General features: G+C 42.1%; 18 protein-coding genes, 1 tRNA gene and 1 rRNA gene. 11 read left to right on the top strand and 9 right to left on the bottom strand.

Annotated elements, in window-relative coordinates; translation table 11 throughout:
* Positions 1–105 (top strand): 5S ribosomal RNA (gene rrf, locus LW728_RS23410); the annotation flags it as partial.
* A 166-nt stretch (positions 106–271) separates the two neighbouring features.
* On the opposite strand, the gene yidD is transcribed toward rrf, so the two are convergent.
* The 5 genes from yidD to LW728_RS12220 form a co-directional block, all read right to left on the bottom strand.
* On the bottom strand, positions 272–601 hold the full coding sequence (gene yidD, locus LW728_RS23220; RefSeq protein ID WP_172969338.1) for a membrane protein insertion efficiency factor YidD: 330 nt from the start codon (positions 599–601) through the stop codon (positions 272–274).
* Between the two features lie 17 nt (positions 602–618).
* On the bottom strand, positions 619–1,632 hold the full coding sequence (locus LW728_RS12235) for a CFI-box-CTERM domain-containing protein (RefSeq protein WP_287766806.1): 1,014 nt from the start codon (positions 1,630–1,632) through the stop codon (positions 619–621).
* Between the two features lie 80 nt (positions 1,633–1,712).
* Entirely contained in the window at positions 1,713–2,057 is a 345-nt protein-coding gene (locus tag LW728_RS12230) for a hypothetical protein (protein WP_271947127.1), read from the bottom strand.
* 41 nt (positions 2,058–2,098) lie between these two features.
* A complete protein-coding gene (locus LW728_RS12225; protein ID WP_287766805.1) occupies positions 2,099–6,073 on the bottom strand; it encodes a pentapeptide repeat-containing protein in 3,975 nt (1,324 codons plus the stop codon).
* Positions 6,074–6,502: 429 nt separating this feature from the next.
* Complete coding sequence (locus LW728_RS12220; protein ID WP_002749972.1) at positions 6,503–6,793, bottom strand: DUF2288 domain-containing protein; 291 nt, start codon at positions 6,791–6,793, stop codon at positions 6,503–6,505.
* A 135-nt stretch (positions 6,794–6,928) separates the two neighbouring features.
* Between LW728_RS12220 and LW728_RS12215 the strand changes: the two genes are divergently transcribed.
* From LW728_RS12215 to LW728_RS12190, 6 genes are all read left to right on the top strand, one after another.
* Positions 6,929–7,501: a TetR/AcrR family transcriptional regulator gene (locus LW728_RS12215; protein ID WP_287668203.1), complete on the top strand. Its 573-nt coding sequence runs from the start codon at positions 6,929–6,931 to the stop codon at positions 7,499–7,501.
* A gap of 31 nt (positions 7,502–7,532) precedes the next feature.
* Positions 7,533–8,816, top strand: coding sequence for an HlyD family efflux transporter periplasmic adaptor subunit (locus LW728_RS12210; protein WP_287766804.1), 1,284 nt, complete (start codon positions 7,533–7,535; stop codon positions 8,814–8,816).
* A 7-nt stretch (positions 8,817–8,823) separates the two neighbouring features.
* The gene (gene devC / locus LW728_RS12205) at positions 8,824–9,996 is read left to right on the top strand and encodes an ABC transporter permease DevC (protein WP_287668199.1); all 1,173 of its coding nucleotides are present in this window, start codon (positions 8,824–8,826) and stop codon (positions 9,994–9,996) included.
* An 18-nt stretch (positions 9,997–10,014) separates the two neighbouring features.
* Positions 10,015–10,734, top strand: a complete 720-nt coding sequence (locus LW728_RS12200) for a DevA family ABC transporter ATP-binding protein (protein ID WP_004268947.1) — start codon at positions 10,015–10,017, stop codon at positions 10,732–10,734.
* Positions 10,735–10,795: 61 nt separating this feature from the next.
* A tRNA-Ser gene (locus LW728_RS12195) sits at positions 10,796–10,887 on the top strand.
* A gap of 19 nt (positions 10,888–10,906) precedes the next feature.
* Entirely contained in the window at positions 10,907–11,713 is an 807-nt protein-coding gene (locus LW728_RS12190; protein WP_287668195.1) for a radical SAM protein, read from the top strand.
* Here LW728_RS12190 and mrdA read toward each other — a convergent pair.
* Both mrdA and LW728_RS12180 read right to left on the bottom strand, forming a co-directional pair.
* Positions 11,710–13,584 carry a penicillin-binding protein 2 gene (mrdA, locus tag LW728_RS12185; RefSeq protein WP_287766802.1) on the bottom strand — a complete coding sequence of 625 codons (1,875 nt, stop codon included), beginning with the start codon at positions 13,582–13,584 and terminating at the stop codon, positions 11,710–11,712. The genes LW728_RS12190 and mrdA overlap by 4 nt on opposite strands.
* A gap of 604 nt (positions 13,585–14,188) precedes the next feature.
* Complete coding sequence (locus LW728_RS12180) at positions 14,189–15,298, bottom strand: S-(hydroxymethyl)glutathione dehydrogenase/class III alcohol dehydrogenase (protein WP_149107667.1); 1,110 nt, start codon at positions 15,296–15,298, stop codon at positions 14,189–14,191.
* A gap of 83 nt (positions 15,299–15,381) precedes the next feature.
* Between LW728_RS12180 and LW728_RS12175 the strand changes: the two genes are divergently transcribed.
* Positions 15,382–19,020 carry a tetratricopeptide repeat protein gene (locus LW728_RS12175; RefSeq protein WP_287766801.1) on the top strand — a complete coding sequence of 1,213 codons (3,639 nt, stop codon included), beginning with the start codon at positions 15,382–15,384 and terminating at the stop codon, positions 19,018–19,020.
* A 229-nt stretch (positions 19,021–19,249) separates the two neighbouring features.
* Here the strand turns inward: LW728_RS12175 and LW728_RS12170 are convergent, their stop codons facing one another.
* Both LW728_RS12170 and LW728_RS12165 read right to left on the bottom strand, forming a co-directional pair.
* Positions 19,250–19,549, bottom strand: a complete 300-nt coding sequence (locus tag LW728_RS12170; RefSeq protein WP_287766799.1) for a hypothetical protein — start codon at positions 19,547–19,549, stop codon at positions 19,250–19,252.
* Positions 19,550–19,600: 51 nt separating this feature from the next.
* Complete coding sequence (locus LW728_RS12165) at positions 19,601–19,909, bottom strand: hypothetical protein (protein WP_287766798.1); 309 nt, start codon at positions 19,907–19,909, stop codon at positions 19,601–19,603.
* Between the two features lie 312 nt (positions 19,910–20,221).
* On the opposite strand from LW728_RS12165, the gene LW728_RS12160 reads away from it, so the two are divergent.
* The 3 genes from LW728_RS12160 to LW728_RS12150 all read left to right on the top strand — a co-directional run bounded on the left by LW728_RS12160 (position 20,222) and on the right by LW728_RS12150 (position 23,128).
* On the top strand, positions 20,222–20,719 hold the full coding sequence (locus tag LW728_RS12160; protein WP_002798842.1) for a DUF29 domain-containing protein: 498 nt from the start codon (positions 20,222–20,224) through the stop codon (positions 20,717–20,719).
* Between the two features lie 426 nt (positions 20,720–21,145).
* The gene (locus LW728_RS12155; RefSeq protein WP_287766796.1) at positions 21,146–21,778 is read left to right on the top strand and encodes a type I restriction endonuclease; all 633 of its coding nucleotides are present in this window, start codon (positions 21,146–21,148) and stop codon (positions 21,776–21,778) included.
* 219 nt (positions 21,779–21,997) lie between these two features.
* The gene (locus LW728_RS12150) at positions 21,998–23,128 is read left to right on the top strand and encodes a SpoIID/LytB domain-containing protein (RefSeq protein WP_106908419.1); all 1,131 of its coding nucleotides are present in this window, start codon (positions 21,998–22,000) and stop codon (positions 23,126–23,128) included.
* Positions 23,129–23,189: the final 61 nt, after the last annotated feature.

Genomic DNA, 23,189 nt, shown 5'->3' with positions numbered 1-23,189 from the left:
ACGTGATGGCACCACTCCGATTCCATCCCGAACTCGGTTGTGAAACTTCACCGTGGCCAAGATACTTGTCGGGTTGCCGACCGGGACAATAGCTCGATGCCAGGATTATTCTTTACACAAAACAATTCCTTTCTCATGCAAGTGGGGAGGGTATTGTCTTTGCTGTACTTTTTTCATTGGTTTAGCACTGCGTAGCTCATCCTGCTGGGCTACTGACTAAGAGTAGCTCTACTACAAAATTAATGTGTATTAGTGTTTATGTTTTATGGAGCTAATTTTTATTGTCTCCCTTCAGTAGTTCTCTATAAGCAAGTTTACATTCTTCTAGTCTCTTCTGAAACAGAAAAATTGCCTTTTTCAAACCGTAAATTTTTACAGTTTTCCGAAAATACTCCGAGCATGATTCACATCTATAAAGTACGCTGTAAGCACAGGAAAATCCTTTACGAGGCGAAAGATATTTTTGATAGAATCGGATACAGTGAATAACAGCAAAATCAAGAATAAACCGTAAACCGATTTTCTCTAAACAATCGACTAATGGAATAACAAATATTAACAATTTGGAAATCGATACTTTCCGTTTTGTTCTTGTGTGCATAGAGAAACATCTATAAATTAACTTTCTAAGCATTTGACAAGCATATCAAGGATATGACGAACTGGTTTGGCAAAGTTTGGTGAATCTTTAAGCCAGCGAGCTAAAGGTGGCGATAATTTGTAGTATATTAAAATAAATAACTTTCCTAATAGATACATTCTCAGTTTTTCGTCTCGAAAGTGTCTTAATTTGATAACTTGAGGTGATTCGTAAGTGCCATAGACAGCAGTAGCTATAAAGCAGTGATCGCAATGGTCACAGTGGCCACAATGATTTAAGTGGTCACAATCTTCAATATCTCCGTTAGACTTGTCCAAACTGATTGGGTGAGGTTCTGGTGATCCTCCACTTATATTATGATTAATAGAACTCTCTAACAATTGCTCTTGGTGGTGGGTTGGAAAAGAACTGCTACCGCGACTACTGCTAACAGGGAGAAATGGTTCTCTAGTGTCAGGTAAAGAGTCTATAGATTTGTGCAATATGACTGAACTAGCTATATGCTCTTTAGGAATTGAACTTCTAGGATAGTGCTGTTCTGAGTTATCTTCTGTTTGCGAACTAGGATTACTTGATGAAGAAGGAGTCAAGTCAGGAACATACAAACTATTATTATGGGTTAACTCTTGAATAATCTTTTCTATATCTACTTTTGCAGACGCATAACCAACGCCGACTCCAACACCAGCCCCAACAGAAATATACCAGCCTAAGTTGTGCCTTAATTGTTTATATTTTTTGTCAGAAGATAAAAGCCTATTGAATTCATCAATGCTTAATTGATTAAGCTTTTCCAATAGAGAAGTTAATTGTTCAGGCGATATGGGTAAGTTACCGTTATTTGCATATTCGGTGATAATGTACAGAGTAATAGATTTTTTTATTTTATCATCCGCATCGAGAGGAAGTAGAGAGGCAAAATTTTCTACAAATTTTTCAACCATCTCATCATTAACATTAATAATTTGTTGATTGATTACTTGGTTAATTTGATGATAGACAATTTGCCCCTGCTGATCAAAATTTGACATAGTTTTTTAGTTCCTTTGAATCAGTATTTACAAGGCTGTGTATTTGTAAACGACTGCAAGAATATACCAGTCAACATCGGCTAAAACAGTTTTTGGACTAATTCAATAGCTTTAACAATTCCAGCAACGATTCCACCAGCTTCGGCGACTCCCTTCATAAAGCCTTTAGCCGTGCTTAGACAACCTGCAATTACATCCTTATTAGGTTCAGGTTTTTTTGCTTGATCGACAGCTTTTTGGATTTGCTCTTGAACCTCTGTAACAATTTCGGCATTGATGACTTGAGATTCTCCAGCGTTGCTTACTTCAGACTTCAATTTCTCTAGCTCAATAATCAAATCGGCTTGATTTTGAGCTTCAGCAAAGCTATAATTATTATTTGTTTGGTTTGTAACTGTCTGATGACGCATATCGAATACTGACATAGTTTTGCTCCTTTGATATGATTTTCCGTTGTTGGTAAAAGTTAGCTATCTTCAAATGGAAATGAAGATATTAAAAACAACAATCCTATAGGCATTGTAATCCAACCTAGTAAAATCAAATTAGGCAATGTTACAAAAATTAAATATCCCACACCAATCCCAAAAGCAAAACTGCTAACAGTAAAAATAATAGAAATAAATAAATTTCTACCGTTCCGTCTTATCTTTCTAATTACTAAAGCTAAAGATAAAATAGGAAGCCAGAAAATATCTCCTAGTAGAGAGCCAGCCGATGAAAATGAAATAGAACCCGTACCACCAATATGTTCATGCTCGCCTCCAAAAAGTATACAAATTCTATAAATAATATATATTATATAAGTAGTAAATATTAAGCCAATAAAAGGAATTCTAAGTTTTTTTCTAAGTTTTGTTATATCTTTGTCAGAAAAACGAGAAAAAAGTGGAGATATTAATATAGAAAATATGAGCCATACTACAATAATTAATTTTAAAAATAAAAGAATATTTGAATTGACAAAAGGAACTATAAGAGGTATGTAGCAAGCAAAAGAAAATCCCATTAAAAATAAACCTAATAAGTTTGCCTTTTTAAAGAAATTGACTAAAAAACCAAGCCATATCGTACTAATATTTTCAATAAAAATGGTTTCATTAAAATTAGTATCAGCATTAATATTCCAATTTTTCTTATTTGTTCCTATTAATTTAGCACTAGAAAAGTCCGTACCGTTGGCGTTGGCATTAGCAAAGTTAGAATTTCGCAAAGTCGCTTTGTAGAATGTGGCATTGTTGAGGTCAGAACTAGAGAAATCGCAATTGATCAGCGTGGCTTCGATAAACTGAGTACGGGATAGGTTTGCTTTGTTCAAAAATGTTCCAGTTTTTAGTTCAAAGTCTCCAATTAACATCCATAACAAAAATAAACAAAATGGCGCAAGAATTAAGTGTAAACCAAGAATATTATCAAGAAAAAATCCAGAAAAAGAGGACATCAACAAGGTGTCATTAACAAACTCTTTGTTTAAGCTTTCAGAAAGTGAACGTAAAAATGTTATCAAAGAATGACTTACAAATAGACCTATAAGCAAACCTAAAATCATAATAGGTATACTTAAAATATATCCTCCAAAATCATAAGAAAATGTCAATACTTTCGACCCCAAAAATCCCTGAACGACACCTATCAAGACGGCCACAATGAAAGTTATTTCTTGAGTGCGGCTTCGTCCTGCCTTTGTACCTGAAAAATCTGCTCCTTCAAGATTGGCATTGGTGAAATCACAACCGCGAATATCGGCATTGCGAAAGTTTGCTCCTGCTAGGTTTTGATTATCTTTAAATGAGCGATTCCTTAGATCCTGATTGGAAAAGTCAAGGGGGTTGACATTAGATACAGTATCGGTTTCTCCATCCTGCACATTGATGGGATGTTGATTAGAGGAGTCAAGCAATGTAGTAATAAGCTCTTGACTCAAAATGGCATCATTGAAATTGGTATCCGCATCAATACTCCAATTTTGAATATTGATATTTTTGAACTTTGCTCTCGAAAAATCTGTTCCGTGAGCTTTAGCATTAGCGAGGTTAACATTTTGTAGTTTTGCGCGGTGGAATGTAGCATTGGTGAGGTCAGAATTAGAAAAGTCACAATTACTTAGTATGGATTGACTAAACTGAGCATCTAACAAGTTTGTTTTACTAAAGGATGTCCCCAATATCTTCTGAAGTTCTTTAAATCCCATCCACAATACTGCAAAAAAGAAACATGATACTAAACCCAGAAGTAAAGTGATAACTGCAAGAAGATTTCCAACAATAAGATTGCCTTTTGTAAATTCATTAAACGTAGTTATAGCAACAAAATTAAATCCGTCTATAGCCACAAACATAACCGCAGAAAAAAGTATTGCTGTGGAAGTCTCTGGAACTGTTGTAGATATAAACAAAAACGTAAAAGCTATCCCTAACGACAATCCCAACAAACCCACAACCGCCACTGCCAAATGAATTATCGATGCACTAGAACACTCAAAGGCAATTTTTGCTGCAAACGCTCCCTGAATCATAACTACTAAAGCAACTGCAATTAAAATAATTTTTTGACGGTGGCTTCGTCCTGATTTTACACCCGAAAAATCTGCTCCTTCAAGATTGGCATTGGTGAAATCACAACCTCTTATATCGGCATTGCGAAAGTTTGCTCCTGCTAGGTTTTGATTATCTTTAAATGAGCGATTCCTTAGATCCTGATTGGAGAAGTCAAGGGGGTTGACATTAGATACAGTATCGGTTTCTCCATCCTGCACATTGATAGGATGTTGATTAGAGGAGTCAAGCAATGTAGTAATAAGCTCTCGACTCAAAATGGCATCATTGAAATTGGTATCCGCATCAATACTCCAATTTTGAATATTGATATTTTTGAACTTTGCTCTCGAAAAATCCGTTCCGTGAGCTTTAGCATTAGCGAGGTTAACATTTTGTAGTTTTGCGCGGTGGAATGTAGCATTTGTGAGGTCAGAATTAGAAAAGTCACAATTACTTAGTATGGATTGACTAAACTGAGCATCTAACAAGTTTGTTTTACTAAAGGATGTCCCCAATATCTTCTGAAATTCTAAAATTATTCCATAGAAGATGAAATATAACACCAACGCAAGAAATAAGGCTATAACAGCAATAAAAATTCCCCAAAGAAAGCTTCCTTTTGTAAATTCATTAAACGTAGCTATTGACGCAAATGCGAACCCATCCATAGCCACATACATAACCGGAGAAAAAAGTAATACCGATAGCACATTATCAAATATTGGTGCTAACGAGAATATGAACAAAAATGTAAAAGTGATTCCCAATGAAAATATAAGAGAACCCACAACTGCACCAGCAAACTCAATTAAAGAAGCATTTACAAACTTAAACGCTACCGCACTAGCAAACACTCCCTGAATCAGAATCCCAAAGACAACTGCCATTAAAATAATTTCTTGAGTGCGGCTTCGTCCCGCCTTCACACCTGAAAAATTGGCTCCTTCAAGGTTGGCATTGGTGAAATCACAACCGCGAATATCGGCATTGCGAAAGTTTGCTCCTACTAAGTTTTGATCATCTTTAAATGAGTAATTCCGTAGATCTTGATTGGAGAAATCAAGCCATCCAGTCTTTGCTTTTCTACTCCAAATAACATCATCGAATTTTGTATTATCATTGATTCTACAATTCTGAATGTACGCTCCCTTAAAGATTGCACCTGAAAAATCTGTACCGTCAGCATTGATGTTAGTTAAAACAGAATTTCGTAAGTTTGCTTTGTAAAATTTAGCGTTACTGATATCAGAATTGGAAAAGTCACAACCAGTTAACGTGGATTGAATAAACTGAGCGTAGGAAAGATTTGCCTTGGTGAACGATGTTCCTGTTGCTCGTTGAAATGTACGAACTGCCAATACAATTCCAAACCATGTTAGCCAACTGCAAAATATGGCTAGACTAAAGTAAAAAATTCCTCCAAAAATATTCCCTTTTATAAATTCTCCAAATCCCATCTTTCCTAAAATTATAATTACTCCCACAAACACAGCAACTATGGATTGACCCATTGGCAAATCCTTATGGTGTGTTTTTGTAATCAGGCGAAATAATAAATACAAAAAACACAATAAAACCCCACTCCCAAACGCAACACATCCTGCAAATAAACCGTTAAATGTGGTTACATTCGCAAAAATTTTTTCAAATATAAATGTAGCCAAAACCCCAAAGGCGAAGATAGCGACTGCAATAGAAATAAGTGTTTCTGTAATCACACACGAAATCAGAATAACCTGTTGCCTGAGACTTTTACCTGTCCTTACACCTGAAAAATCGGCTCCTTCGAGGTTGGCATTGGTGAAATCACAACCGCGAATATCGGCATTGCGAAAGTTTGCTCCTGCAAGGTTTTCTCCTGCAAACGAGCGGTTGCTTAGACTTTGATTGGAGAAATTAGTCATAATCGTCGAAATAATGACTGGTATGGTACAAAACAACGCTAGTGTTTATCAACTATTTCACGGCACAGGGATCTTCATAGCAATGTTTGGGGATTTTTGTCAATTGTTTTTGATCTAGAGCGAACTAATCAATTATCTCTTGCCAGATAAGGATTTAGTCGATTTATGCCCCCCTATCGAACCAGACCAAGTAACGAAGATCCTTTTTTCTTTCATTTCTTGACACAACTTCTCTATTTTACCATAGCAGGACTTATTTACGTCTCAAATTGAATTGCTATACATCATAAGGGACTTGCGTAGGAATAATATCCCAGCCAGAAAATCGCTCTCTAGAAGAACCAGACCAGCCAGATGGTACATTATCAAAGCGCAAGTCCCTAACTACTCTAGAAGAGCCAAGTTTTTCAACAATTCCTATTTTTTCATCTAAACTACGGCCTGAATTAACACAAAAGGTTGCACGATTAGTGTATTAAAAAGGTTATCGGGATGGGAATTCCAATCGCTTAATTGCTCCTGTGTCGGTTTTTCTAGTAGTTTTTCCCCGATCCAATTCTGCACTTGAGCAACCTGATCACCAGCGATCGCTTCTGCCACTTCGATTAAATTGAGGGAATCGGAAACTAGGATCAGCGCATCCCTTTGAGCATGGGGGATCAAGTCACTCCACTCCACTTCGGCTAATTCCTCTAATAACTGCTCGTGAATATTACCCATACTGTCAATCCTTGCGAAAAAGCTCGCTCAATAACGAATTAGCTCCTCTTTCTAGCATACAGGCAAAGGGACAGCCGATTTCCCCATTCATAGTAATGTTAAGCTAAAATATAACGAACGTTCGATATTAAACTTATGCCTAAGATAGTAGATGTAGAACAATACCGAAAAGAACTCCTCTTAAAAAGTGCCGAACTCTTTGCCGAGAAAGGCTATGCTAACATGACGACGAGAGAATTAGCGCAAGGATTGGGAGTGTCCACGGGAACGCTGTACCACTACTTTCCCAGTAAAGCGGCACTTTTCGAGCAATTAGTCGAGGAGATGTGCCGGCAGGATGTTTTATTAGCTAAAGCCGAGATTGATCGAGGAAAAACCCTGACAGAAAAGCTAAAAATTCTCGGCAAATTTATGACTAATCGCGAGGATTACTGCATCAAACAATTATTCTTATGGATTGATTATTCTCAATACCAAGGACGAGAAGAACTGAGTCGTAGTCAACTTTTTGAGCGCGTTGATCGCCGCTATCATCAGGCAGTAATCGAGATTTTAGGTATTAGCGATCCGAGTGTAGCTTGGTTAGTTGTCAGCGTTATTAATGGACTGATATTAGAGCGCCTGTGGTGCAATGAACAGATTGCGATCGATGAACAAATGGAATTATTAGGTAAAATTCTTACTACTTATTTGCAGAAAAACTGTTAACCCCCAACAATCACTTATTAACTAAAAAATTATGAAAGGTAAAACTTTTGTGAAACCAAATCAAAAGTTAATAATCGGGTTAATAGTATTAGGCACAGGATTATTAGGAATAACCACCTTTTATAGTCTTTCCCAATTCGCCAGCAAACCCGAAACCAAAACCCCTGTAATTGCGTCGCCCGTACCGCAAAAAATCACCGCTTTAGGCAGAATTGAACCGAGGACAGAAATTATCAGCATATCTGCCCCGATGTTGCTTGATTCCGATCGAGTCATGCAATTATTAGTCGATGAAGGAGATAGCGTCAAAACGGGACAAATAATCGCCATTCTCGAAAGTCAGGAAAGATTAGAGGATAACCTGCGACAGGCACAAGAACAGGTGAAAGTAGCCGCAGCCAAACTAGAACAGGTTAAAGCTGGGGCAAAAGTCGGTGAAATCGATGCTAATGCCGCTAACGTGCGAAAAATCGAGGCACAATGGGTAGGGGATCAAGCAAACCAACGGACAACTATCCAAAGATTAACAGCGCAATTAGAAGGGGATAGGGCTGCCCAAAAAGCGACAATTGGCAAATTAGAAGCAGAATATCGCAATGCCAAAGCTGAATTTGATCGCTACGAAAAACTCTATCAAGAAGGGGCAATTTCCGCCTCTAGTTTTGATAGTAAAAGACTAAATTTAGAAACCAGTAATCAACAACTAACAGAAGCAAAAGTTACCCTAGAGAGAATTGAAAGCACCGGTAAACAACAGATACAAGAAGCTAAGACTACCCTAGCCCGGATTGAATCCACCGGTCAACAGCAGATCAAAGAGGCCAGATCCACTTTAAATCAAGTCTCGGAAGTGCGGGGAGTCGATGTGCGGGCAGCCCAAGCGGAGGTAAATGCTGCCCTAGTTGCCGTTAAAAAGGCCCAAACCGAGTTAAATCAGGCCTATATTCGATCGCCAATTACCGGCAAAGTGATTAAAGTCAATACCCGTATCGGGGAACAAATCAGCGATCAAGGAATTGTTGACCTTGCTGAAACCGAGCGCATGGAAGTAATTGCCGAAATCTATCAAAGCGATATCGGGAAAATTCGCAAGGGACAAACTGCCACGATTACCGGATCGGCGTTTAAGGGCGAAGTTAGCGGAAAAGTGCGCTTAATTGCTTTAAAAGTTGACCAACAAAATATCTTCAGCAATCAACCGGGAGAAAACTTCGATCGCAAAGTGATCTCTGTCCGCATTGCCTTAGATCGCGAAAACAGTCAAAAAGTGGCAGGTTTAACCAATTCCCAAGTAACTGTAACTATCAATGAGTAGGTTTTCCATGAAACTAAGCCATCTATTCAAAAAAACGCCCCTATCTTGGTTACAGGTGACGCGAGAGAAAACCCGTTTGATTGTAGCTATTGCCGGGATTGCTTTTGCTGACTTCCTAATTTTTACACAGTTGGGGTTTCGGGATGCCTTATTTGATGCTTCCGTTAAACCTCATTATGTTCTCGATGCGGATTTAGTCCTGATTAATCCCCAATTCGATACCCTCTTTGCGGTGAAAAGTTTCTCACGCGATCGCTTGTACCAAGCTAAAAGAGTCGAGGGTATTCAATCCTTAGCCTCAGTTTATATTGCTTCGGCCCAGTGGCGCAATCCCGAAACTTCCCTAGAAAGAACTACTTTAGTCTTTGGTTTTGATCCCAGTCAACGGGTTTTTACCCTCCCAGAAGTCAATCAAAAATCCAGTGATCTAAAGATGTTAAATCGCGTCTTATACGATCAAGCAGGAAGACCAGAATTCGGTCCAATTGCCGATTTACTCCAGAAAAACCCCGATTTGACAGTTCAGTTAAATAAAAAAGAGGTACAGGTAGCGGGAATTTTTACCCTTGGTGCCTCCTTTGCTGCCGATAGTAACGTCATTACCAGTGATTCTACCTTTTTAAGGCTATTTCCCGAACGTCAACCCCACGAAATCGATATAGGACTGGTGAAACTGCAACCGGGGGCAAATATCGAAGCAGTTAAGGCCAATTTACAGGCACTTTTCCCTAAAAATGAAGTAATAGTCCTTACTTTAAAAGAATTTGCTGAAAGGGAAAAAACCTATTGGGCAAATGGTACAGCCATTGGTTTTATCTTTGGTTTAGGTACAGTAGTCGGTTTTATCGTCGGTATCGTCATTGTCTATCAGATTCTCTATTCCGATGTCACCGATCACTTACCCGAATACGCTACCCTAAAAGCTATGGGTTACGGTGATTGGTATTTAGTCGGGGTTTTGATGCAAGAGGCTTTATTACTAGCGGTTTTGGGGTATATACCCGGGTTTATCGTCTCTCTCGGTGTTTATAATCTCGCTTCCTCCGCTACACTTTTACCCATAGTGATGACTACCGCTAGGGCGATCGAAGTTTTAATCCTAACAATTATTATGTGTATTGCCTCTGGAATTGTCGCCATGGGCAAATTAAGGACAGCAGATCCAGCCGATATTTTCTAAGCTATCAAGGGTGAAATAATGCCGATTTTTCAAAAAGAGCGAGAATTAGTCGATTTTAGCCCTAATGAACCCGTAATTGCCATTAAAGGCTTAAATTACTATTTTGGCACGGGGGAATTAAAAAAACAGGTTTTATACGATATCGATCTGGAAATTAAAGCGGGGGAAGTAGTGATTATGACTGGTCCTTCGGGATCGGGGAAAACTACTTTATTGAGTTTAATGGGAGGTTTGCGATCGGCACAAGCGGGCAGTTTAAAAATTCTCGGCCAAGAAATGTTAGGAATTAGTAAGGGCAAAATGCTGAAAATTCGCCGACAAATTGGCTATATTTTTCAGTCACATAATTTACTAAAATTCCTCACAGCGAAACAAAACGTAAGGATGTCTTTGGAACTGCACGAGGAGTTTTTAGAACAAGATCTCGATCAAAAAGCGGCGGCAATTTTGGAGTCAGTCGGTTTAGGCAACCGCGTTGATTATTATCCCCACGATCTATCGGGGGGACAAAAACAACGGGTTGCGATCGCTCGCGCCCTCGTCAGTCATCCCAAATTAGTCCTCGCCGATGAACCGACCGCGGCCTTAGATAAACAATCCGGGCGCGATGTGGTGGAAATCATGCAGAAATTGGCAAAAGAACAAGGTTGCACGATTTTACTTGTCACCCACGATAACCGGATTCTCGACATCGCCGATCGCATTGTCAATATGGAGGATGGTCGTTTAGGCGATTAACTGCCCAAAAATTACTTGCCAAAAATCGGCCTTTCATGTTAGACTAAAATAATGTCATCTTGGAGAGGTGGCAGAGTGGTCGAATGCGGCAGATTGCTAATCTGTTGTACGAATCGTAAGACCGTACCGAGGGTTCGAATCCCTCCCTCTCCGTCTTCTTTCGGTATTTTCGATGACTGCTCGCCAAGATTATTTCTGCTCCGTATATGGTCCGGTTGCCTCTTGGCGTTTCGGCAGTTCCTTGGGCATCGATCCGATTGGTTTAGTTTCTACCTGTTCCTTTAACTGTGCTTACTGTCAGTTAGGAGAAATTGAGCAAAAAACCGAGCAACGAAGAGTTTTTATCACCAGCAAACAAATTAGCAGGGATTTAAGTGCCTTTGCCCCCTGGGACGTGGATATAGTCACTCTCAGTGGTAGCGGGGAACCCACCCTCGCCCTCAATTTAGGGGAAATAATGGCCACCGTCAAGGAAATAACCGAGCGGCCGGTGGCGGTCTTAACCAATAGTACCCTTTTGGGAGATGCCCAAGTGCGTCAAGACTTGAGCAAAGCTGATATCGTCGCCGCTAAAATCGATGCTGTTTCCGAGGCCCAATGGCGACGGGTTAACCGTCCGGTCTCCGGTCTGGATTGGCAGGAGCTTTGGTGGGGATTAAGACAATTTCGCCAAGAATGGTCGGGAAAACTAGCAATTCAAACCATGCTACTGGCCTCTTGGTCGCCCCAAGATCAAGACCGATACATCGATTTGATGCAACAGCTACAACCGGATGAAATTCAACTTAACACCCCGACCCGTCCCCGGGCAAGACAAAGACAATTAGAAACCCGTGGTAATAATCCCCTCAGCGCGGGCGACGGAATGCAAATTCTCAAACCCGTAAACGCTGAAATATTGGCGATTTGGGCGGAAAAAATCGCCACGGCCACGGGAATTACCGTGCGCTGTGTGCCGCTTACCGCCACAGGTCTCTAGGGCTTCGGCCGGGGTTTTTCTTCTTTCGGCTTGATATTAAAATAAGCCTCCATTACCTGACGTACCATAGGTGCGGCCACTTTACCACCACCACCGCCGGAATGTTCCGCAAAGGCGACCACGACAATTTCGGGCTTATCAAAAGGCGCGAAAGCTCCAAACCAAGCGTGGGACTTGCCTGGAGGTGCTTCTGCTGTGCCGCTTTTGCCCGCTACAGGCGGTAAAGCGGGGTCTGATAGGGCCCGACCGGTTCCTTCCGCTACCACGGCTCTCAGGGACTTTCTCAGGGTGTCTAGGGTGCTAGGTTTCATGTTCAAAGACTTGCGCCATTCCTTAACATCCCGGGCATCCTGTAAAAGGTGCGGTTTCACCAAAAAACCGCCGTTAGCGGGGACAGCAAACATCACAGCTACCTGTAGGGGAGTCGCTAGGGTAAATCCTTGACCGATCGACATATTAATCGTATCCCCTACCGACCAATCCCAGTTTTTAAAATTACGCAGTTTCCAATCGCGATCGGCAATTAACCCCGGAGTTTCTTCCGCTAATTCTATCCCAGTTTTCTGACCGAAACCGTAGCGCCGAGCCGTGGCAATTAAAGTCGGTCCCCCCACTCCGCGACCAATTTGACCGTGAAAAGTGTTACTACTCATGGCCATGGCCCGGACAAAACCGATCGGACCAAAACCGGCGTGATTCCATTCCCCGAAAGCTGTCCCCCCCACATAAAGGGCAGCAAAGGTATTTAAGACCGTATTGGGGGGAAATTTACCCGATTCCATGCCAGCAGTGGCAGTGACGACTTTAAAGGTGGAAGCGGGGGGGAATCCTTGCAGAGCGCGGTTAACAAACGGGTTGCCCTCCGCTTGTAGTTTTTTCCAAGTGGCGGTGGTAATTGGGGCCGAGAAAACATTAGGATCAAAACTAGGATAACTGACCATGGCCCGCACGGAACCATCCCGGGGATCGATCGCCACGATCGCACCCTTGCGTTTTCCTAAAGCGGCCTCGGCGGCTTTTTGGAGTTTTAAATCTAGTGTCAGGGTGACATCTTGCCCCGGTTTAGCAATTTTTTGGCCGAGAATTTGGATTACTTGTCCCGATCCGTTGACCTCTAACTGCATTCCCCCCCATTCTCCCCGCAATTTTGACTCGTAGGCGGCTTCTACACCCATTTTACCGACGACATCTCCCAATCGGTAGCCCTGTCGTCTTTTGGCTTGATATTCCTCCGGGGTTAGTTCCCCGGTATAACCGAGAATATGCGCCCCGATTTTACCATTGGGATAGTAGCGCACTGATTCCACGTCCACTTCAATGCCGGTTAATTCGTCTTTGTATTCCTCTAGGGCGATAATTTGGGCCGGAGTTAAACCCCTAGCGATGCGGATCAGGGTGGAGGGGTTTTCGTCCGCTTCGTTAATGCGTTTTTCTAGGTCGCTTCTGGGAATGCCTAAAATACTGGCTAAACGGTCAAGATTGAGTTTTTGGGCGGGATTACGCTGGGATTTTGGCCAAATATAGGCCGCATGGGTTAAACGGGCCGTGGCCAAAACTTTGCCATTGCGATCGAATAAGTTGCCCCGGACTGGGGGTTTGGGAAGAATGCGAATCCGGTTATTTTCTGCCCTTTCTCGGTTAATTTGTCCTTGCTGCAGTTGTAAATAGGCCAAGCGCGAGCCAACTCCTCCTAGCAGGACAAGGCTAATTAAGCCCATAATTAGCCATGACTGACGCTGACGACCGACTAGACGCTCTTTATCTTTGATTTTATTCTGTAATTTATTCGGCGCTGGCCGCGTCGGCGAGGTGAGCGTTTTTTTCCGTTTCAGTTTGACTTTGGTTTTTGATAGGAGTCCGCTATTACGCATTTGCTTAAAGTTAAAAATTTAAAAGTTATTAGTCATCAGTTAGGGACTTGCGTGGGAATAATATCCCAGCCGGAAAATCGCTCTGTAGAAGAATTAGACCAGCCAGATGGCACATTATCAAAGCGCAAGTCCCTAACATCTCGAAGGCTCTCGCCCTACTTAGGGTGATCAGCAAACCTGAGCGATCGGAGGGCGCAAGCTTTGCGCCCCTACAGTAACGGATTTTGTCCACAATGTAGGGGCGAACTGCGTTCGCCCAAAAGGTACATTATCAAAGCGCAAGTCCCTTATCAGATTTGAGTTCTAAGTGAGTAGTTTTAAATAGCACTTTCCTGATGTCTTTTCACTGTTCACTGGACGGCTACGCCGTGCCTTTGGCAACACTGAAAAGGACGCAATACTAGGTGATTTAGCTCCTCTGTTTACTAAAGTTCAGGGTATCTGCAATATATCTTAACAAAATCGGAGTAAATACTGGGAGTGGAAGGAACCACTCCAGACACAGAGGACACAAAGATTGATCGCTTCTATAGTAAGTTAAAGAGAGCCAGAAAACTGGCGCAGACATATAGTTAAGAGTTTGTCAAGTGTTTCTTAACTATGTTCAAAATGTAATCACACTGCGGATAGAATCCCCTTGGCGCATCAGGTCAAAGGCCTCGTTAATTCTTGCCAGAGGTAGAACGTGGGTGATTAAATCATCAATGTTAATCTTGCCCTCCATGTACCAATCGACTATTTTTGGTACATCTGTACGACCTCTCGCTCCACCAAAAGCCGTACCTTTCCAGACCCGTCCGGTGACTAATTGAAAAGGACGGGTACTAATTTCCTGGCCGGCCCCGGCTACACCGATAATAGTGGCAACACCCCAACCTTTATGGCAACATTCCAAAGCTTGACGCATAATCTGGACATTGCCGATACACTCAAAACTATAATCGGCCCCACCCTTAGTTAAATCCACCAGATAGGCCACTAAATCCCCCTCGATTTCTTGGGGATTAACAAAATGAGTCATCCCGAATTTGGTCGCTAAAGCTTGTTTCTGGGGATTGATATCGACCCCGACAATCATATCGGCCCCCACCAAACGGGCCCCTTGAATAACATTTAAACCGATACCTCCCAGACCAAAAACCACCACTTTTGCCCCCGGTTCCACTTTAGCGGTATTAATCACCGCACCGATACCTGTAGTGACTCCGCAGCCGATATAACAGACTTTTTCAAAGGGAGCATCGGGGCGAATCTTGGCTAGGGAAATCTCCGGCAGTACGGTATAGTTAGAAAAAGTCGAGGTTCCCATGTAGTGATAAAGAGGCTGACCATCGAGGGAAAAACGACTGGTTCCATCTGGCATTACTCCCCGACCTTGGGTAAGACGAATTGCTTGACAGAGATTGGTTTTAAAGCTGAGACAGTATTCGCACTGACGACATTCGGGAATGTATAGGGGAATAACATGATCCCCCACTTTCAGGCTAGTGACACCTTTTCCCACTTCTACCACGATTCCGGCCCCCTCATGGCCTAAAATTGAGGGAAATAAGCCTTCAGGATCGGACCCAGAGAGAGTATAGGCATCGGTGTGACAAACTCCCGTGGCTTTGATTTCTACTAACACTTCCCCCGCTTGCGGTGCTGCTAATTTTACCGTTTCAATAGTTAGGGGTTTTCCCGCTTCTAGGGCAACTGCCGCTCGAACATCCATAGGCTAAAAGCAATAGGTTTTTCCCAGTATAATAGCGTTAAACTGCTGAAGAGTTGTAATAGAACAATTCTAAACTTATCTCTATGTTAGTCCTCACCATCCGCGAAGAAGGAATTAACGATGGTGGCTTTACTGCTACTCTCAATTTTGATAGCGGTAACAGCTACCCAATTACGGTTACTGACCCCTTTACTAACCAAGAAGAAAAAGACCTAGAATGGTACTTTGAGGAATGGTTAGTATTTCCGACGCTAGAGACGGATAAGGCGCAAAAAGCCGCCAACAGTGTCCAAAACTATGGCGAAAACCTATTTAAACAGGTTTTCCAGAGTAATTTAAATGCTTATGGGGAATATCGAGACTTGCGAAAGCAGTTAAGTCAACTGCAAATTATCATCGAAAGTCAGTCGCCAGAATTTCAAGCTTTACATTGGGAAGCGCTGAAAGATCCTGATTTACCGCGTCCCTTTTCTATAGATTGTATCATCTCCCGCCAGCGTCGAGGGGCTACAGTTGTCCCGGTGCAAATGGCCACTTATCCTACTATCAATCTTCTGGTGGTGATTGCGCGTCCTAATGAGGAATCTGATGTTAACTATCGCACGATTTCCCGTCCTTTAGTAGAACTGGTAAATAGTAGTGAAATACCGGTAAAAATTGATATTTTGCGTCCCGGAACTTATGAATCACTAACCAGACATCTGGATGAGAAGGGAGAAGGATACTATCATGTTATTCATTTCGATGTTCATGGCGGATTAATGGAATATGAACAGTACCAAAGACAGGTTCACGGGGATTCTTGGCGCTATCAAAGGGGATGGGGACTGGAGGATTTAGCAGAATATGAGGGAGTAAAAGCTTTTCTGTTTCTGGAAGGAGAAGAAAAAGGTCAAGCGACTCCGGTAGAAGCGACGGAATTGGCGAATTTACTCACTGGGAAAAATATCCCTATTTGTATTCTCAATGCTTGTCAGTCAGCAAAGCAAATTTCCCAGGAATCAGAAGACTATCGGGAAACCAGTTTAGGGAGTCGTTTAATGACTGCGGGAATGCAAGCAGTGGTGGCGATGGGATATTCGGTGACGGTTTCTGCAGCTAAGTTGATGATGAAACCAATTTATCAGCAATTATTGAACGGAAAAGACCTAACGGAAGCGATGCGAAAGGGACGGTTAGAGTTATTCAATAATAAGCAACGCCGCGCCTATTATAACACGAGAATAGATTTAGAAGATTGGTTATTACCGGTGATTTATTGTCGCGGTAAAATTAATCTCAATTTGCGTCCATTTACTCCAGAAGAGGAGGAAAAATACTGGGAACATATCGGCAATCAATATGTCTTTCCCTTACCAGAATACGGCTTTGTCGGCAGGGATTTAGAGATTCTCAAGATGGAAAAGGCGCTGCTGAAACATAATATCCTTTTACTCAAAGGAATGGGAGGGACAGGAAAAACTACTTTACTCAATTATCTACGAGAATGGTGGCAGAAAACCAACTGGGCGACCCATATTTTCTATTTTGGTTATGATATAAAAGCTTGGACTTTAGAACAGATTGTTTATGAAATCGGTCAGGGAATTTATAATCGCTTTGAACAGGCGAGTTTCCAAGCGATGAACCTGAAAGCGCGAGTAAGGAAACTAGAGCAAAAACTCCGCAGTGAGGCGTATATTCTCATTTTAGATAATCTGGAGTCGGTGACGGGACAACCGTTAGCAATTCAGAATACTTTACCGGAGAATGAAAGGGAAGCAATCGCCGAATTTCTCAAGAATTTGGTCGGGGGAAAAACGAAGGTGATTTTGGGTTCTCGCAGTGAGGAAACTTGGCTGCAACGCAGGACTTTTAAGGAGAATATCTATCACTTACAAGGATTAGACCAAGAGTCGAGAACTGAATTAGCGGAGAGAATCTTAGAACGTCAGGCGAAGAGTCGGAAAAATGCAATTAAAAAGGATGATTATTTTAAGCGCTTGATGAAGTTGTTGGCGGGATATCCGTTGGCGATGGAAGTGGTATTAGCGAATCTGAAGCGACAGTCACCGGAGGAGATTTGGCAAGGGTTACAGTTGGCGGAATTAGTTAATGTGGGGGATGAGGATAAGACTAATAATATCATCAAATGTGTGGAATATTCCCACAGTAATTTGTCTGAGGAGGCGCAGAAGTTGTTACTCTGTTTAGCGCCGTTTAGTGGGTTTATTCCCAGGGGTGTTATTCCTATTTATAGCCAAAAACTACAGCAATTAGAACCTTTACAAGGCTATCAATTTGACCAATTTGATGCAGCGATTGAAGAAGCGATTCATTGGGGTTTGCTTTCGCCGATGAGTGAAGAATTGCCGAGTTTATTGACTATCCAGCCCATTTTTCCCTACTTCTTGAAGACGAAGTTAAAGGAATTAGCACCAGAGACACAAGCAGCAATTTGGGAGGGTTTTAAGAATCATTACCGAGACTTGGCAGGTTCTTATAATAACTTGCTAAATTCCAAAAATCCGCAAGAGAAGCAGTGGGGGATATTGTTCTGTCGCTGGGAGTATGAAAATCTGTTTAATGCGTTGCAAATCGCCCTCAATCAGCAAGAAAGCGTACTTAGTATTATTACTTGCTTGCATAGTTATCTGGATTTAAACCAAGATACTCAGACTAATTTAAAGCTCCTAGAGTTCGTTCTCGAAACTTTTGAAAACTATCCCCCTGAAGCCAAACAAGGGCAGGTGGCAATAGAAATCATTGGTATAATTGTCGAGGCAGGAAGCAAATATTTACTAAGTAAAAATTATCAGAAAGCGAAAGAGATGTACCAAAAAAGCCTCGAATTAATCAAGCCAATTAGTGAAAGTTACAGTCAATCTAAGCAATCTTTGCAAGCCAGCACCCTGCACAATTTGGGAAGGGTAGCGCAAGAATTGAGGGAATGGGAGCAAGCCCGAAGCTACTACCAGCAAGCTATTGAGATCTACATTGAATATGGGGATCGCTACTCCCAAGCCCGCACCCTGCACCAGTTGGGAATCGTAGCCCAAGAATTGAGGGAATGGGAGCAAGCCCGAAGCTACTACCAGCAAGCTCTTGAGATCAAGATTGAATATGGCGATCGCTTCTCCCAAGCCCGCACCCTGCACCAGTTGGGAATAGTAGCGCAACAATTGAGGGAATGGGAGCAAGCCCGAAGCTACTACCAGCAAGCTATTGAGATCTTCATTGAATATGGGGATCGCTATGAGCAAGCCGGAACCCTGCACACTTTAGGAAACCTAGCGCAAGAATTGAGGGAATGGGAGCAAGCCCGAAGCTACTACCAGCAAGCTATTGAGATCTACATTGAATATGGGGATCGCTTCTCCCAAGCCAGCACCCTGAACAATTTGGGAATCCTAGCGCAAGAATTGAGGGAATGGGAGCAAGCCCGAAGCTACTACCAGCAAGCTATTGAGATCTACATTGAATATGGGGATCGCTACGAGCAAGCCGGAACCCTGCACGAGTTGGGAAGGGTAGCCGAAGGAGTTGGGGAATTGAGCCAAGCCAAAAGTTATTACCTGCAAGCCTTACAAATTTTTGCAGAATTTAACGATAGTTACACCATACAAACCTATTCTTTGCCTCGTCTTGTTGCTCTTTATCAGCAAACGCAAGATGAGGAGATTTTTGTTGCTGCGGCTGATATTTTGGGGGTTGGGGTTGAGGAGTTGCGGGGTTTGGTCTAACTCCCCCCTAATACTAAATCCGGCTTTAAAAAGAGAGGGTGATGGGGTGATGGGGGGGTGATGGGGTGATGATCCTCCCTCACTCCCTCACGAACCTGGCTTGTTGTTGCGCTTCAGCGCTAACTATTTCGGGCTTGCTGAAAAAGTAAGGGCGAAGCATTCGGATAGGAAATCTACGGTTTCAGCGATAGGTTATCGCCCGAATGCTTCGCCCCTACAATGTTGTGATCTACGGATGAGGTGTAATAGCGAGAATGGTGATTTCCCCCGAATGAGGTCCATAGCACCAGAAAATTCGATAGGCTCCCGGTGTATTCTGTTGGGCGTAGGCTTCAAAAACCTTCTGTGTTGCATCATAAGGGTTATCGAGGGAATTAAATTCGTGGGTTTTTAGTCCCGGATGTCTTGGGTTTGTACTGAGGAGCTTGAGGGCTTTTGTTACCTGTTTGTAGAGACCCTCTTGTTTCGATGCTTTTGTCCTACCTTGAGCTAGGCGAGTCTTTTGAGCCTGTTCCGCTTCTGCTCGCAATTCAGATAGAGTATTTCGAGCTTCCTGTGTCTGTCGTAAAGAGAAATTTAATTACTCCTCGACTTCTTCAGGAATAGATTCAGCTAACTTAAGCATAGCGCCTAAATCGACTGTTTCTTCAGCGAAATTTCCTGTGCGGGCTTCTGCGAGTCCCCGTTTGAGCGACTCGCGGACCCTAGGATTCTGAAATACCCATAGCTCTTGCTCTGGAATCGCAACCATGGGAACCAAAAGAAGTTCCCCGCTTGCATTCATCAGTATTCGATAGTGACGGTTGCTACATTGAGTCCCAAGGCTAATCCGTCCCCAAGCATCAGCCTGAATATCTTCTTTAATGAGCGAAAAATTCTGATACTCCATCACGTCTCCTCCTCTCTTCATATACTTATTCTAGATAAGTTACCCAATTTGGGCAATAGGGTTATGTCCATTTAGCTTCTCACTATCTAAAGAAAACAGGTTAAACTTGTTCGGGCTGGAGCCTTGACAACAAACCCAGTTTGTAGTTGCGCTCCCTTCGCTAAATTCTCTCCCCTTTCCTTGTAGGATAGGGTTCAGGGGAGAGGTCAATAATTAAGAATCCAATGCGATCGCAATATCTGGTAATGATCAAGTATAATAATAAATATAAAGACCAAATTATTCATCTACCGTTAACTTAATCAAAGCCAAATGAACTTATTAAAACAATCGGACATTCAAGAAAATCCCACAACACTTTACGAACAAGATCTTCAGTTGTGGATTGAGCAAACTATTCATCAATTACAGAATCGACAGTTTGAACAACTGGATATAGAAAACTTAATTGAGGAGTTAAAAGATTTGGGTAAGTCAGAGAAACGCGCCTTAGAGAGCAACTTAATGGTCCTGTTGATTCACTTACTCAAATTAAAGATACAGCATGATGCTCCTGAGACAATGAAAGCAAGTTGGTATAACTCAGTAGATGAGCATCGCCAGCGCGTTCAAGATGATTTACTTAAGACTCCCTCTCTTAAATCTTATCTCTTAATCTCCATCACACAAGCCTATTCCAGCGCTCGTAAAGTCGCCATCAAACAGGGTAAACGCGCTCAATTTGGTATTCGTATTCCCCAAGAAAGTGAGTATCCCCTCGCTTGTCCTTTCACACCTGAACAGATTCTAAATGAGGACTTTTACGGGTAAAAACGAAAGTAAACATTATCGATAATAAAACCATGAAACCAGAATATGACCTTGCCAACATGAAAAATCGCCCGAATGACCTAACCCCCCTTCCCTGGGAAATAAAGGGGGAATAAAGTTTTTAACACCTAACTACTTACATCTCAATAAATCTCTTGGATAAATCATAGCAAAGTGAACCTTTCATGTACTCTAAATTAAGGAGAAGACGATGGCTAATCTGGATGATGTAGGAAGAGCGAAAGCAGCTGATAAAAACATGAACGATGCTAACCGAAGCGATGTGCAGGTAAACAAAACAAGACCATATCCTTAACTGTTCTCTCTGATTTAGAGCAGTTAACCCTGTCAGTAACGGATATTTTGCTTGGTTAAATTAAAAATAGCAAATTACCATTAACGTAAGTGTTAATTAAAGAGGTAAATATGGTTCAAATTTTACAAGCGAAAGAAGTCACTTTCAGAGATTTAATTAATCATTTTCAACTACAGTTTATAGAAGATGAGCATTTTTTTGGGGAATGGCAGCAAGACCTAAAAGCAATCTCTGAACAGGAAAAAGAATTGTTAGATAAAATCAAAACAGGTTATTTTAACTTATTGAATTATCCTCCCTTTTTGGAAACTTCGGTGAGGATGACGGTTTTAGACCCATTATTATTTATTGGTAACTTTTATCTATTTTCCTTTCAGATTAAAGCGGAAGAGTCCGTTGAAATTATTACAGAAGATCAAGATTTAATAATTAAAGGAAGGTTAGATACTTTAATTCTAAAAGAGCAATTATGGGTAATGATTATTGAATCAAAACGGGTTATTTATTCCGTTGAAGTAGGTTTACCGCAATTATTAGCTTATTTAATGGTCAATCCTCATCCAAACCGTCCTAATTATGGAATGTTGACCAATGGTTCCGAGTTTTTATTTGTTAAATTATTATGGGACGGTAAACCTTTATACGAAACCTCTCGTTTATTTGCCATGAGAAATCCGGGGGATTTATACGAGGTTCTCAAAATCCTTAAACATCTCTGTCAGTCTAGCGAGGGGGTGGAATGAACCACAGAGACACAAAGGACACAAAGATCGATCGCTTCTATGGTAAGTTAAGCTGATCACACAGAACCTAGAAGAGCCTGGATTAGAGGAGATTCGGCTAATCTAAGGATGGGCGGTTAAGAATTTTTTCGGCTTTTCTTGACTATTTCAGCCTTATTTGTCCTGACAAGCTCAAGAATACGAGATTTTTTCTCTAGAATTGCCCGGCCTGAGAGGGGAATGGTAAAGTTAGATAAGAAAATTAAAGATGGTGTGATTAAAGTGAAATTTGCTGCTAGTACCTATTTTTCCCTGCTGCGCCATTGTGCCGTTCCTTTGTTGTCGATCGCTACTTTTACGCCAATTCTCTTAACTTATTTAGCCAAGGAAAAACCAGAAACCCCGCAACCGCAGGCAAATCTAGAGACTGCTGCCTCCCCTGCTCCTATTATCCCATCTCCGATCGCACCCTTAACCGCACCATCGCCGAAACTATTCCCCTCTCCCCAATCTTCCCCCTTGGCGCCGAAAAAATTAGCGCCATCGGTTCAAACTTCCCCTAATACTTCCCCTAATACTGCCCCCGCTGCCGCGGTTAAACCGGTAACTAGACAACCCTTATTGGTTCCCGCTAATTATACGCCGCCAGCCATAGAAATTCGCGTGGCGATTAAAAGGGATGTGGCCAGTGTTTTGATTGGAGTTAACGGGCCGGCGGTGATCACCGATCGCCAAGGTCGTGGTTTAAAAACGATTGCCACTAACGAGGGTTTACCGGTCATTCCAGGTGCCAATGGCTTAAAAATGGGCGATTTATCGCTGCCAGAGGTGATTTTTGTGCAGCCCACCAGTGCCGATGGTTTAGTTTATGTGGATGATGGTTGGTATCGGGGCAAAATCCTCCTTGTTGCCCAAGGCGATCGCTTGTTAGTGGTCAATCATGTTAATTTAGAGGCCTATCTCTATAGTGTGGTGGGGAGTGAAATGCACTCCACTGCGCCAATGCACGCTTTAAAGGCACAAGCGATCGCCGCCCGTTCCTACGCCCTAGTACATATAATCCGCCCCGCTAATGCTTGGTTTCATCTGGGCAATACCCAGCGCTGGCAGGTATATAAAGGCATTCGCTCGGAGTATCAATCGACTCACCAAGCGGTTAATGCCACTGCCGGGCAGATTCTCAGCTATAAAGGGGGTGTAGTCGAGTCTCTTTATGCCGCCACGGATGAAATTGTCGCTTGGGCCCACGGTGGTCGCGGTATGAGTCAAACTGGAGCTTATAAATTAGCGGAAAAAGGCCTAGATTATCAACAAATTCTCGGTAATTATTATCCCGGAGTTGGTTTAGCCCGTCTAGTTCTACAAAATTAGATTGATTGGCTTCCTCGACTGAAAACTCAAATCTGATCACTGATAACTGAAATGCCGACCA

The organism is Microcystis sp. 49638_E5 (assembly GCF_021300285.1).
Classification (GTDB): domain Bacteria; phylum Cyanobacteriota; class Cyanobacteriia; order Cyanobacteriales; family Microcystaceae; genus Microcystis; species Microcystis aeruginosa_C.
This window is presented reverse-complemented; position numbering and strand designations above follow the sequence as displayed.